Here is a 12,433-nt window from a genome sequence, read left to right as displayed (position 1 = left end):
GGCCGGTGCCGGCGGATCGAGGGACTGGCGCAAAGGGAGGCCCAGCGGATGGATTCGAACCAGCGGGTAAGCAACCCGTCACGGCAGGAGGAAGGGGCGCCGCCCCCGGCACCGGCAGCCGCGGGGCCGGGGACGGTGGTTCCCGACTGGGCAGCCTTGCGGGAACTGGACCGGCAAGGGATGCTGGGCGCGGTCGCGGCCTTCCCCCACCAGCTGGAGGAAGCCCTGCGGCTGGGCCGGGAGGCGGCCAACCTGCCCCGGCCCCTGGCGGGCACCCCGCGGGCCGTGCTGGTGGCCGGCCTGGGCGGGTCGGCCATCGGCGGCGACTTCGTGGCGGCGGTTCTGGAGCCGGAAGCGCCGGTCCCGGTGGTGGTCCACCGGGATTACGGCCTGCCCGGCTGGGTGGGGACCGGGGACCTGGTCTTTGCCGTCAGCTACTCCGGGGCCACCGAGGAGACCCTGAGCGCTTTCGAAGAAGCCCTCGCCCGGGGGGCGGCGGTGGTGGCGGTCGCCAGCGGCGGGCCGTTGCTGGAGCGGGCAGCCGCGGCGGAGGCGGCCGGGCGGCCGGTCCGGCAGGTCCGGGTGCCCGGCGGCCTGGCGCCCCGGGCCGCCCTGGGCTACCTGATGCTACCGGTTCTGTACCTCACCTGCGCCTGGACCGGCATGGGCGATCCTTCGGCCCAGGTGGAAGAAGCCATCGCCGTCCTGCGCCGCCAGGCCCGCGAGCTGGAACCCGGCGGCCCGGAAGGCCCCGCCCACCGGCTGGCGCGGCAACTTCTGGAGCGGCCGGTGTTCATCTACGGCGCCGGGCGCCTGGGCCAGGCGGCGGCCTACCGCTGGCAGTGCCAGCTGAACGAGAACGCCAAGCTGCTGGCGCACTACCACGCGTTCCCCGAGCTCAACCACAACGAGATCATGGGCTGGGAGGGAGTGCCCCTGGACGGGGCGGCGGGTGGAACCGGCAGCGGCGGGCGGGACGGGGCATCGCACCGGCCGCTGGTGGTTTGCCTGCAGGCCGGCCCGGACCACCCGCGGAACCGGACGCGCATGGCCATCACCGCCGAGCTGGTGGACGGCCGGGCCGGCTGGGTCACCGTCGCGGGGCACGGCCGGAGCCGCCTGGCGCAGCTGCTCAGCCTTTCCTATTTCGGCGATTTCGTTTCGGTCTACGCTGCCCTGCTGAGGGGCCTTGACCCCTCGGCCATCGCCAGCATCCAGCGGCTCAAGGAGAGGCTGGCGGCCCTGCCGGTGGGAGCGGGCGGATCTTCGAACTGAAAGCCGGCGGGTTGAAACCCGCCGGCGGGAGATGGTCTGTGCCGGCGGGAGAACGCGGTCTTTCTCGCCGGGCGGGGACATAGCCATGGGCACCGGGAGGGGCAATCCCGGTGCCCGTGAACTTTTTCCGCCGGCGATGGGTCTGGGTGGCCGCGGCCCTTGCGGGCCTGGCCGCCGGCTGGGTGGCGGCGGCCGCCCGTTCCCCCGCCCCGGCGCCGGGCCGCTGGGTGTTCCGGGACGATCTCGGCCAGCGGGTGGCGCTGCCCGGCCCGCCCCGGCGCGTGGCCTGCAGCGGCCGGGATCTCTGCGACCTGGCCCGGGCGCTTCTGGGCGAGGAGGCCGTCATCGTCCTCCCCGCCGGAGCCGAAGAGCAGCGCCTGCGGGAGAGCGGTGCAGGCCTGGTGGTCCTGCCGGCGGTGACCCGCCAGCCGGGGCTGGCGGCACGATTGCGGGCCCTGGGCTGGCCGGCGGCCACCTTGCGGTGGCGGGACGTGGACCAGCTCCCCGCTGCCGCCCGGCGCCTGGCCGGGTGGTTGAACCAGCCCGGCCGCGGCCAGGAGCTGGCCGCGGCCTACCGGCGCCGGCTCGATCGGGTCGCAGCCGCCGTGGCTGGGGTGCCCGAGGCGCAACGGCCGGTGGTGGTGGTGCTGGCGTGGGATCAACCGCCGGTCTGGGCGCAGCCGGGCAGCCCGGTGGCCACCCTGGTGCGGCGGGCCGGGGGGCGCCTGCCGGCGGAGGGAAGGCCGGGTGAAAGGGCAGGGGGGACGGGGATTGCGGCGTGGTGGCACCGCCCGGGCAGCCGCTGGGGAGGCCTGGCCCGGCTCGACGTCCCGGCCGGGGCTGGTGCGGGCTGGCAGGCGGGCGAGGAGGGGTGGCGGGCCCTGGGCCACCCAGGTCCCGTGCGGGTGGTGACCCCGCTTTTGACGCCCGTGGTCCCGCCGGGCGGACCGGCGGTGGGCACGGCGCTCTACCTGCCGCCCGCCCAGCTGCTGGGGGCGGGCCCGGCGGCCCTGGAAGGCCTTGAACGGCTGGCTGCGTGGCTCTACCCGGAGCGGCTCGCGTTCGAAGGCGATCCGCACCGGCTGGTGCCCCTGCGGGTGGCGCCCTGAGGGGCCGGGCCGGGGCAACGCCGCTCCGGTCCGGATTGCGGCGGTGCGGGCGGCTGCCGGCCGGGGGCGGCACCGCAGCTCCGGCCCGTGCCCGGGTGGTCGACCCGGACCGTCCCCAGGGCGGCCGACGGCACGGCCCTTTCAGGCTGGGGGGTGCGGGCGGCCGGGTCAGTGCCGCCGCTGGAGGATCACCAGCCCCAGCCCGGTCCGGGCGCGAAATGCCCCCTCGGTACCCGCCAGGGCGTTGCTGACGGTGTAGGCCGTTCCCCAGGCCAGCGTGGCGTCCGCCAGGGGGTAGACCAGCCCTTCGGTGCTCACGCCGGTCATCCGGGGGGTGAGGGGTACCAGGGAGACGACCTGCCCCGGCCGGCCCTGGAACCGGACCTCGCCGGGGCCCACCAGGGGCGCGACGTGGGCGGGTGCGGCCAGCACCCTGAGGGCGTGGCCGCCGGCCACCCAGCGCGCGGCCATCAACAGGTTGGTCAGGGTGTGGTCGACCCGGTCTCCCACCCCGCCCACCAGGTAGAGGGGAGCCGGGCCCAGCCGCTGCCGGGCCAGGTCCAGGGCCAGCTCGGTGTCGGTGAAGTCCTTGGCGGGGGGAACGCGCCGGACCTCCACGCCGGCCGCCCGGGCCGCCTCCACTTCCGCGGCGGTCAGGGTGTCGAAGTCGCCGGCCAGCAAATGCGGCCAGAGGCTGGCTGCCCGCAGAAGGCGCAGGCCCCCGTCGGCGGCGATGCAGAGGGACGCCCCGGCCACCAGGCGGGCCGTTTCGGCCACCAGGGCCGGTTCGTCCAGGTCACCTCCTGCCACCACCACGCCGTAGGGCGGGGAGGGAGGCGGCAGAAAGCCGAAGGGTTCGGAAAAGGGATGGGCTTCCGGCATGGGGGACAAGGGAACACCTCCCGGCATGTCCGGTTCTTCCCCTGCATAGGGTCATACGGGTCCGGTGGCGGCCGGGTCACCGCCGGCCGGTGCACCGGCACCGCCGACGCCGCTTGACCGGAAGGGGGAGGAACCGTGTCGCGGATCAAGGAACTGGCGGCCGAATTGCGGGAGCAGGAGCGTCCCCTGCTCGACCACTACAAGCAGCTGGTGGATGCCGCCACCAAGGAGACGGAGCGGCGCCTGGCGCAGATGATGTACAACTACCAGCGCTTCCAGCTCCAGAGCCTCGAACTGTTCCAGGACCGGGTTCCCGAGCGGTTCCATTGTTTCGGCGTCGTCACCCACGATGACGTCAACGTCCGCCAGCGGCCCTCCGGCAAGTCCGAGGTCCTGGCCCGGGTGGGCCGCGGGACGCCGGTCATCGTCATGGCCTTCGAGGGTTTCTGGGCCGAGGTGCAGCTGGTGGGGGGCGAGACGGGTTACGTTTTCAAGGATTACGTCCGCTGCGAGGCGGGCGGGTAGAACCGGCCGGTCCGGCCACCTGGCTGCGGGCGTCCGGGCCGCGGGCGGCCCCGCGAGCCTCGTCGCCGCCCGCCATTTCACCACCCGCCCCGTTGTCGCCCCCGCTGCCGGCAGCCTGGTGGCGGGCAAGCCCGGCGGGGGCCTCGCTACCCCGCGCCGGCCCGTCCCAGGCCGGCCTCCCGCTCCCCCTGCTGCCAGGGACGTCCGGCCCGCCGGCCGTTTCCCCGGCGGGCGGGCCGCCGGCGTTCCCAGGGCCGGCCGCGCTGCCGCCGGTGTTCATGGCGGCGTGAAGCTGGTTCATCCACGCGGGGTTGGCCCGGGCGAAGGCGACGAACCGCTCGATGCGCTCCAGGGTTTGGCGGCTGACGTGGTGCTCGATGCCCTCCACATCCTGCTGGACCACCTCCTCGTCGTGCACGCCCAGCAGGCGCAGGAAGGTGGCCAGCGTCTCGTGCCGCTGGCGCATGGCCCTGCCGATGGCCTCGCCGCGCTCCGTGAGCACCAGGCCCCGGTATCGCTCGTAGGTGACGAAGTTCTGCTCGTCCAGTCGCTGGACCATGCGGGTGACGGAGGACGGCTGCAGGTTCAGGGCCAGGGCGATGTCGCTCACCCGGGCGTAGCCCTTGCTGCGGATGAGCTCGTAGATGGTCTCCAGGTAGTCTTCCATGCTGGGCGTCGGCCGCACCCGGGTCACCTCGTTGCCGCCCTGGGGAGGGGCCCGCCGGACCTTGGTGGCGCGGCGCCGGTCCGGTGACGGGCCGCCGGGCGGCGGGTTCTCGCCACCAATATAGCTTACGTGGGGAGGCGGCGCGCCAGGGGGCCCGGGTGGCGCCGGCAGCCCGGGCAAGGACCCGGCGGCGGGGGACAAGAGGACAAGAAAGGAGGCAGCCTGCCGGCTGCCTCCCGAGCTTGCGGGGATGTGATCCGCGCGTTACCGCGCACCGCTTCCGGGCTTCAGGCCTGCTGTGCCTCGGCGACCCGGGAACGTCACTCGGTGACGCGGATGGTGCCCTTCATCGTGGCGGAGTGGCCGGGCACCGTGCAGATGAACTCGAAGTCGCCCGTCTGCTGGGGCGTGAACTCGACGGAGGTGCTCTTGCCGGGATCCGTCAGGCCGATTTCCAGACCGAGCTGCTCCGCCGCCAGGTCATGCTGGACGGAGTCGTTGTTGACCAGCTCGATGGTGTAGGTCTGGCCCTTCTTCAGGTTGATCTCCGTCTGGTCAAAGGACATGTTCTGGGCGGTCACCGTGATCTTGTTTCCGGCCGCCTGGTCGCCACCGTTGCCCTCGTTGCCGCCGCCGCCACCGCCGCCGCAAGCGGCGAGGACCGGCAGGGCCAGCAGCATCAGGGCCGCGACCACCAGCAGAGAACGGCGTGCGCGCTTCATGCTGGGCAAGTCCCTCCTTACGGGATTTCGGTCCACCGTTCTTTTATATCCCATCCCGGAGGTTCCCGCACTCGGATGGATAACCGATTTCAACCCCCGTCCCTCGACCGGGGCCGGCGCCGCGGCCGGCCCCGGAACCCGATCCCGCGCCCGGCCCTGGTCCCGGACTCGGGCCCGGGCCGCGAAGGCCCGGGCGAGCGGAGTCCCCGCAAGCCATAGCCTGCCCGCCCTGGGGACGGAAGCGCGCCCGGCGGGCCCGCCCGGCGCGGCAGGGGCCCGTTCAGGCCGGGTAACGGCCGGCGCGCGGCGGGCCCGCGCCGTCAGGTCCACGTCCTGGGCCGGTTCGCGGAAGCCCGTTCGGGCGGATAACGGCCGGCGCGCGGCTCACCCGCCAGCTGGGCCACGTAGGTCCACAGCACGCGGGCGACTTCGGCCAGATGGGCACGGTCCACGTGCTCCAGGCGGTCGGTGTGCCAGTGGTAATGGGGAATGCGGCCGCCGGGACCGGTCGCCAGGAAGGTGATGACCGGGATCCGCCGCGCCGCGGGGACCAGGGCATCGGTGGGCAGGAGGGGCCGCGGCCCCGGGGTCAGCCGGCCCGCCGGCAGCGCCGCCGCCAGCCGGCGGGCCTCCTGGACCAGGCGGGCGTCGTAGCGCACGGGCAGCAGCATGCCTTCGGCCGTCAGGTAGTGGAGCCGGCCGGCACCCACGTTGTCGATGTTGAGCACCGCCACCCGGCTCCCGCGCGGCCGCGGGAACCAGGGGTGGGAGAGCAGGGCCGCCATGCCCCGCATGCCCGTCTCCTCGGCCCCCGTCAACGCCACCACCAGCTCGACCCCCGGCAGGGGGCGCGCAGCCCAGCGCCTTGCCAGGGCCAGGGCCACGGCGACCCCGGAGCCGTTGTCGTTGGCCCCGTTGATGGGCCGCCCGGTGGCCCAGCTGAGCAGGAGGAACCCGGCCACCGCCGCGGAAACCAGGGCTGCCGCGGCCAGCGGCGCGGCGGCGGCCATCCCCGCGGCCCGGGCCGCCAGCAAGAGGGGCACCGCGGCGAAGGCGGCATACCCGGCAACGAAAAAGGCCTGCAGCCAGGGCAGAAAGCGCGGTGCGAAGAGCCAGCTGCCCCACTGGGTGTCGTAGTGGGCGGTGATCACCAGGTGCAGCGGCCCCGGCTCACCCCGCCGGCCGCCGGGCGGCTCCTGCGGGCCGGCCGCCGGCAGTCCCGCTGCCGAGGGTCCCGGGCCCGCTTCGGCGGGCTGCCGGGCCGCTGCCGCCCGCGGGGCGCCTTGCGGCCAGCGTGCCACCACATTCTGGGAACGACCCCGCGGCACCACCCAGGCCAGGCTGACGGGGATGCCGCCGGGCCACAAGGCCAGCTCCCCCAGCAGGGGAACCAGGGTCACAAGGGCCATAAGGGCCAGCAGCCCGCTGCCGGCTCCGGGGCCGGCCCAGCGGGCACCGGCCAGGCCCAGGGCCGCCAGCACCAGGCCGGTGAGGCCGGGGCCCAGGTAGAGGGTGTGGCGCGGCGCGGTGAAGGGCTGCAGGTCGACCTCAAAGCCCAGCTCCGCCAGCCGCGCCGCCAGCCAGCGGGCCGCCCGCCCCTCTTCGGGCGTACAGGTGCCCCGGTGGGGAAGGCGGCACAGGGACTCCAGATCGTCCCACGGGTCCGGCACCGGTGGCTCCCCGGTAGCAGCCGTCCTGGTTCCGCCCATGGCGGCATACCCCCTGGCGGCAGGGCGCGGGATCGCCCAGGCCGCATCCCTGGCCTCCGCGTTGCCCCAATGATTCTCGGGTGGACGCCTCGAGCCCTTCACTCCGTGGCTGCGGGGCCCTCCCCGCTGCCGTGCCACGGCCAGCGGGCCTCGACGGCCAGCCACCGGGCGGCGGCGTCCAGCTCGGCCCGCTCCAGCTGGTGGCCCGTGCCGGCCCGGTGCAGGGTGACCGCCGCGCCTGCGGCTTCCAGGGTCCGGACCAGCTGGAGGCTCTGCTCTGGAGGCACCACCGGGTCCTGCCGCCCGGCCGCGACGAGAACCGGCCGCCCCGCCAGCGCACCCGCCTCAGGGGCCTCCACGGGAACGGCCATGGGCCGGAACAGCACCGCCCCCGCCAGCAGCCGGGGGTGGCGCAGCAGCAGGGCTGCTGCCAGGTTGGCGCCGTTGCTGTAACCCACCGCCACCACCCGCCCCGGGTCAAAACCGTAGCGGCGCGCCGCCGCGGTGACGAACCGGGCCATGTCGCCGGCCCGCCGGCGCAGGTCGGCGGCGTCCAGCACGCCGGGCGCCAGGCGGCGGAAGAACCGGGGCATGCCGTCCTCCAGCACCTGGCCCCTGGGGCTCAATAGGGCGGCCCCGGGCCACAGATGGGCACCCAGGGGCAGCAGGTCGTGCTCGTCGCCTCCCGTGCCGTGGAGGAGCAAGAGCACCGGGGCCCGATCGGGGTCATCCGTACCGCGGGCGAACCGGTGGATGAAGCCCAGCTCCCCAAAACCGCTGGGGTGGTGCAGCGGCGGCAGGGCCTGCTCCAGGGCCGCCCGGGCCGGTTCGTACCAGGGCGGCAGGCGCAGCCCGGTGCCCAGAGCGTCCCGGTCCTCGTCGATCAAGAAACCCGGTGGATCGGTGGCGATCTCGAAGAGCACGCCCCCCGGCTCCCGGAAGTAGATGGAGCGGAAATACTGGCGATCCTGGACCGGCGTGACGTGCAGGCCCAGCCGGGCGAGGTGCTGCTGCCAGGCCGCCTGGGTCCGGTCCGTGGGCGTGCGGAAGGCCACGTGATGCACCGTGCCCGCCCCCAGGGTGCCCCGGGGAGCACGGGCGTCGCCGGCCAGCTCCAGCCAGCGGCCGGTGCCGCCCGGCCCGGCGACCCAGAGCTGGGGCGGGGAGGCCGGCCCTGGTTCCTGCGGGGCGGGTGGGGCGGGAGCGCCATCCGTCCCCTGGGATCCCGGCTGCTCCCGGCCGGAGCGGCCGCCCGCCGGCCGGTACCCGAGCTCCCGAAGGATCCTGGCCGTGGGTTCGATGTCGCGAACCGTAAGGCGCACGCCGGCGACGGCGCCGATGGCGGCGGTGGCGGGCACGGGCCCGCCCGGCCAGCCCGGCCCGCCGGGGCCGGGTTCCTCCACCAGGGCCAGGGGCAGGCCGTCGGGATCCTGGAAGAACAGGGCCTGCCGGCCCAGGGGGCCCGGCCGCCGGTGGCAGGCCACGCCAAATCCTTCCAGGCGCCCTTGCCAGTAGTCCAGGGTTCCTTCCGGAACGGAGAGGTACACCAGGGTGGCCTGGCCGGCGCCGTGACGGCCGCGGCCGGCGCCGGGCACGGGGAAGAAGGTGAGCAGGGTGCCGGGCCGGCCCGTCTCGTCGCCGAAGTAGAAGTGGTAGGTCCCCGGGTCGTCGAAATTCACGGTCCGCTTGACCAGCCGCATCCCCAGCACGCCGCCGTAGAAGTCCGCGTTGGCCTGGGGATCGCCGGCGATCATGGTGACGTGGTGGATGCCCTCCACCTGCGCTGCTCGCTCCTGCCCGGGCACGGTCGCGTCGCGGGCCATGGTCGCCCTCCCTGCCGCTTGCTGGCGTGGCGCCTGCCAGAGAGGCGCCTCCGCACCTAGCGTACCTTACGGGACCGGCGACCGGACAGCGGGGCTCCGGGGTCCGCCGGGGCCCGGGGAGCGCCGGCCGCGGCCGGAAAGGCTGCGGCCGGGACGAGCCGGCCCCGCCCGCCCGGGGTGCCGTTACCGGTTGGCCGGTCCTCCTGCGTCGGGTCTGCCCCGGTGGTGCCGGCCGGGCCGCAGGGCGGACCTCGTCACGCCAGTTGCTGGCGCTCCCGCCGCCGGGCTTGTTCTTCCATCAGGGCGCCGGCCTCCGCCAGGATCTCCCTGGCGTAGGCCTCGACCTGGGCGCGCAGCTCCGGCGTGGCGTAGATCGCCTCCAGCTCCTGGTGGGCCATCAGGGCGCGGCGCAGGTACCAGATGCCCTGGTCGAAAGCCTGCCCGAAGAGGGCCTGGGCGACCTCCATCTCCTCCCGGTACCGTTCCAGGGCTTCCACGTTGACGAAGGCCGCCGTGTCGATCACCAGGTCGCCCGTCTTGGGTTCGTAGGTGTGGGGGTAGGCGTTGTGCACCACCGCCACGCCCAGTTCGGGGATGAGCACGTGGTCCAGGCGCTGCCCGTGCAGGCCGCAGTGGTAGGCCTCGATGTCCAGGCCCCGGCGCAGGGCCGCTTCCGCCACCCGGGCCACCAGGGTGGCGCAACCGGTGCCCGGGTTGCCGCGGATGAACACCCGCCGGGGCAGCGGGTCCAGCAGGCTGTCCAGATAGTGGCGGGGCCCTTCGGGGGTCACGGCGCTGGCAAACAGGCGCCGGATCCGCCCGCGCCGCCCGGCGCGCACGACCCGGTGCCCCTCGAAGACGGCGGCCTCGATCTCGTGGGCGGAGTGGTCAAGGGCCGCCAGGTCAAGAGCCCCTGCATGCTCGTAGAAGTCCTCGTACAGGCCCAGGGCTTCCAGGGCCAGTCCCAGGTAGCGGTGGGCCAGCTGGAAGCGCTGGCGCACCCGCCGCCCGGTAGCGTCGATCCTGTCCTGCCGGGACGCCAGCAGGTCCCGGCCGGCCGTGGCCTCCAGGCTCAGCAGGCGGCCGACCAGGCCGGGCAGGGGCGGCTCCACCGCGTGGGGCGGCGTCCCGTCCACCACGGCCAGCCCCAGCTCGGGTGCGTTGACGCCGTCCAGGGAGGACGGATCCGACGGGCAGTGGAACAGCTCCACCCCCACACCCTTCTCCATCAGCCCCTCTGCCACCATCCGGATGACCGCCGACTTGCCGGTGCCCGGCCCGCCCTTGAGGACGAAGACCCGGCGCGGCTCGGGCCAGGCGATGTATTCGAAGAACGACTGAAACCCGTGGCCGGTGTTGCCGCTGGCGAACAAATGGCGCACCCGTCCGTGACCCGTGGCCATCCTGGTATCCCCCTCTTGCTGCCCGAGACGCCGGTGACCGGAACCCCGTGCGGATCATCGGGAAAGCGCGATGCTACACGCTATGGAGGCGGCCGGGGCCGGGGTGCCTGTACGCGGCGGGGCGGGCGTCCCGAAATGTCAGGGAACCTGACAGGGGAGGCGGGAGCTCCGGCGGAAGGTCCGGGGCGGCCGGCCGGCGGCTCCGGGACGATCCGGGACGGCCGCCGCGCAAGAACGCCCCGCCGGGCCGTCCTGCCCTTGCCACGCCGTGCTGCGGGCGCCGGAGCACGGCCGCGTCACCCCTGCCCGGGTTGCCGCAGGCCGGGCGGAGGGGAACGGACCTGCCGGTGCCGCCATATGTATGAAAGAACCCACGGCAAGGGGAGGGGGCTGGCGTGTCGCGGCACCGCAACCTGCCCCTGTATTCCATTGGCGCGGTGTGCCACCTGACCGGCCTGAGCGAGCGCCGCATCCGCTACTACGAGCAGGCGGGCCTGCTGCGCCCGGCGCGGACGGCGGGCAACCAGCGGCGGTACAGCCAGGCGGACGTGGACCTTTTGCTGGAGATCAAGTGGCTGCTCCAGCAGGGGCTGCACCTGGACGAGATCCGCCGCCGCCTGCTGGAGCGCCGCGGCCGCGACGAGGTCATGGGACCTCCCGACGTGCCGGCGGCCCGAGCCGCGGCCGAGCCCTGGCCCCTGGCCGCGGCAACGCCGGCGGTGCACCGCCCGCCGGGGGCGGGTTCGCCCCGCTGGCCGGGGTCCCGCTGGCCCGACCGCCCGGGCGCCTCCGGCGCGGCGGCCGGGGTCGCCGAGCCGCCTGCCGGCCTGGGGCGCATCGACCGCCTCTTCCGCGGGCCGGCTCCCGCCGTGCCGGGTATGGGCACCGCCCGCAGCCTGTACCCGGCCCTGGACCCCACCGTGCTCTACGAGGTGCGCCGCTGGCAGCGCCGCCGCAACCCGCCGGCGCCGGGGGAGGCAGGGCGCGATGCGCCGGCCGCCGGCTGAGCCGGCTCCTCCCGACGAACCGGCCCGGCGACTGGCCCAGCAGGGCATCCAGCTGGTGCAGCTGGTGTACGCCGACGTCCTCGGCGTGCAGAAAGGGCTGACTCTGCCGGTCCAGCAGGCGGCGGCCGCCTGGGACGGCGGCGTGCGGGTGGACGGGGCGTCCCTGGAAGGGTTCATGCGCGTCGAAGAGCGGGAGATGCGCCTGCGGGCCGGCGGGGAGCAGGTGTTCGTCCTGCCCTGGGAGCCGGGTGGCCGCGTGGCCATGGTGCCCGCCGGGATCTACACCCGCGACGGGCGCCCCTTCGACGGCTGCCCGCGGGAGCGGTTGCAGGCCGCGGTGCGCCGGCTGGACGGGCTCGGCGTCGCCGTGGAGCTGGCCTTCGAGATGGAGTTCTACCTCCTGCGGCGGCGCCGGGGCCGCCCGGAGGTCCGGGTGCCGGACCGGACGGGGTATCTGGACCTCTCGGTGCGGGACGCGGGGGAGCCGGTGCGGCAGGAGATCGCCCTGGCGCTGGAGGGCATGGGCATCGTGGTGGAGTCGGTCCATCACGCCGTGGCCCCGGCGCAGCACGAGATCGATCTGGGCTGGCAGCCGCCCCTGGCGGCCGCCGACCACCTGCTGATCGCCCGGCGGGCCGTCTACGCCGTGGCGGAGCGCCACGGCATGCACGCCACCCTTCTGCCCAAGCCCCGGGCCGGCACCCACGGCTCGGGCCTGCACGTGCGGATGCGGGTTCGTCCCGCGCCGGGTTCGGGCTGGAGCCGGGCCGCCGTGACCCGCCACTGGCTGGCCGGGCTGCTCCACCATGCGCGGCCCCTCTGCGCCGTGACCAATCCCCTGGTCAATTCCTACAAGCGGCTGGTGCCGGGGTTCGAGGCGCCGGTGTACGTGGTCTGGGGTCGCGACACCCACGCTCCCCTGGCCCGGCTGGTGGCCGGCTGGGAAGCGGGGGAGCTGGAATGGCGGGCGCCGGATCCCTGTTGCCACCCGTACCTGGCGCTGGCCGTCCTGCTGCGGGCCGGTGCCGACGGCCTGGAGCGCCGCCTGGAACCGCCCCCGCCGCTGGAGGAGAACGTGTTCGAGCTGGACCCGGCCGAGATCGCCGCCCGGGGGCTCGAGCCGCTGCCGGGCAGCCTGGGCGAGGCCCTGGACGACATGCGCCTGAGCGGGCTGGTGCGGGAGGCCCTGGGGGATTACCTGTTCAGCCGTTACCTGGAGGCCAAGCGGACGGAGTGGGACATCTACCGCGTCCAGGTGCACCAGTGGGAGCTGGATCAGTACCTGCCCATCTTTTGATGAACCGGCGGGCC

Annotated in this window: 11 protein-coding genes; 5 read left to right on the top strand and 6 right to left on the bottom strand. The window is 74.9% G+C overall.

Going from position 1 to position 12,433, the window contains the following annotated elements; genetic code table 11:
- The first annotated feature begins 48 nt into the window (after nucleotides 1-48).
- Both THESUDRAFT_RS08650 and THESUDRAFT_RS08645 read left to right on the top strand, forming a co-directional pair.
- A complete protein-coding gene (locus THESUDRAFT_RS08650) occupies nucleotides 49-1,275 on the top strand; it encodes a bifunctional phosphoglucose/phosphomannose isomerase (protein WP_006904400.1) in 1,227 nt (408 codons plus the stop codon).
- Between the two features lie 110 nt (nucleotides 1,276-1,385).
- A complete protein-coding gene (locus THESUDRAFT_RS08645) occupies nucleotides 1,386-2,384 on the top strand; it encodes an ABC transporter substrate-binding protein (protein WP_006904399.1) in 999 nt (332 codons plus the stop codon).
- 168 nt (nucleotides 2,385-2,552) lie between these two features.
- Here THESUDRAFT_RS08645 and THESUDRAFT_RS08640 read toward each other — a convergent pair whose 3' ends face one another.
- Nucleotides 2,553-3,266: a thiamine diphosphokinase gene (locus tag THESUDRAFT_RS08640; RefSeq protein WP_242823384.1), complete on the bottom strand. Its 714-nt coding sequence runs from the start codon at nucleotides 3,264-3,266 to the stop codon at nucleotides 2,553-2,555.
- 135 nt (nucleotides 3,267-3,401) lie between these two features.
- Between THESUDRAFT_RS08640 and THESUDRAFT_RS08635 the strand changes: the two genes are divergently transcribed.
- Entirely contained in the window at nucleotides 3,402-3,791 is a 390-nt protein-coding gene (locus THESUDRAFT_RS08635) for an SH3 domain-containing protein (RefSeq protein ID WP_006904397.1), read from the top strand.
- Here the strand turns inward: THESUDRAFT_RS08635 and mntR are convergent.
- From mntR to THESUDRAFT_RS08610, 5 genes are all read right to left on the bottom strand, one after another.
- Entirely contained in the window at nucleotides 3,757-4,476 is a 720-nt protein-coding gene (mntR, locus tag THESUDRAFT_RS14610; RefSeq protein WP_006904396.1) for a transcriptional regulator MntR, read from the bottom strand. The genes THESUDRAFT_RS08635 and mntR overlap by 35 nt on opposite strands.
- A 302-nt stretch (nucleotides 4,477-4,778) precedes the next feature.
- Complete coding sequence (locus THESUDRAFT_RS08625) at nucleotides 4,779-5,180, bottom strand: cupredoxin domain-containing protein (RefSeq protein ID WP_006904395.1); 402 nt, start codon at nucleotides 5,178-5,180, stop codon at nucleotides 4,779-4,781.
- Nucleotides 5,181-5,500: 320 nt separating this feature from the next.
- Entirely contained in the window at nucleotides 5,501-6,889 is a 1,389-nt protein-coding gene (locus THESUDRAFT_RS08620) for a M28 family metallopeptidase (protein WP_006904394.1), read from the bottom strand.
- A 98-nt stretch (nucleotides 6,890-6,987) separates the two neighbouring features.
- A complete protein-coding gene (locus THESUDRAFT_RS08615) occupies nucleotides 6,988-8,712 on the bottom strand; it encodes a VOC family protein (protein ID WP_006904393.1) in 1,725 nt (574 codons plus the stop codon).
- A gap of 254 nt (nucleotides 8,713-8,966) precedes the next feature.
- Complete coding sequence (locus THESUDRAFT_RS08610) at nucleotides 8,967-10,115, bottom strand: hypothetical protein (protein WP_006904392.1); 1,149 nt, start codon at nucleotides 10,113-10,115, stop codon at nucleotides 8,967-8,969.
- Between the two features lie 395 nt (nucleotides 10,116-10,510).
- Here THESUDRAFT_RS08610 and THESUDRAFT_RS08605 point away from each other — a divergent pair, with 395 nt between their 5' ends.
- A complete protein-coding gene (locus THESUDRAFT_RS08605) occupies nucleotides 10,511-11,122 on the top strand; it encodes a MerR family transcriptional regulator (protein ID WP_006904391.1) in 612 nt (203 codons plus the stop codon).
- Entirely contained in the window at nucleotides 11,103-12,419 is a 1,317-nt protein-coding gene (locus THESUDRAFT_RS08600; RefSeq protein WP_006904390.1) for a glutamine synthetase family protein, read from the top strand. Before THESUDRAFT_RS08605 ends, THESUDRAFT_RS08600 begins: the two co-directional genes overlap by 20 nt.
- Nucleotides 12,420-12,433 lie beyond the last annotated feature (14 nt).

Origin of the sequence: Thermaerobacter subterraneus DSM 13965, from assembly GCF_000183545.2 — a bacterium.
Lineage (GTDB): Bacteria > Bacillota > Sulfobacillia > Thermaerobacterales > Thermaerobacteraceae > Thermaerobacter > Thermaerobacter subterraneus.
This window is presented reverse-complemented; position numbering and strand designations above follow the sequence as displayed.

Excerpts from the sequence above, each read along its gene's own strand:
- THESUDRAFT_RS08640 (WP_242823384.1), bottom strand. The coding sequence starts at position 3,266 with ATGCCGGAAGCCCATCCCTTTTCCGAACCCTTCGGCTTTCTGCCGCCT.
- THESUDRAFT_RS08650 (WP_006904400.1), top strand. The coding sequence starts at position 49 with ATGGATTCGAACCAGCGGGTAAGCAACCCGTCACGGCAGGAGGAAGGG.
- THESUDRAFT_RS08600 (WP_006904390.1), top strand. The coding sequence starts at position 11,103 with ATGCGCCGGCCGCCGGCTGAGCCGGCTCCTCCCGACGAACCGGCCCGG.
- THESUDRAFT_RS08615 (WP_006904393.1), bottom strand. The coding sequence starts at position 8,712 with ATGGCCCGCGACGCGACCGTGCCCGGGCAGGAGCGAGCAGCGCAGGTG.
- THESUDRAFT_RS08625 (WP_006904395.1), bottom strand. The coding sequence starts at position 5,180 with ATGAAGCGCGCACGCCGTTCTCTGCTGGTGGTCGCGGCCCTGATGCTG.
- THESUDRAFT_RS08620 (WP_006904394.1), bottom strand. The coding sequence starts at position 6,889 with ATGGGCGGAACCAGGACGGCTGCTACCGGGGAGCCACCGGTGCCGGAC.
- THESUDRAFT_RS08610 (WP_006904392.1), bottom strand. The coding sequence starts at position 10,115 with ATGGCCACGGGTCACGGACGGGTGCGCCATTTGTTCGCCAGCGGCAAC.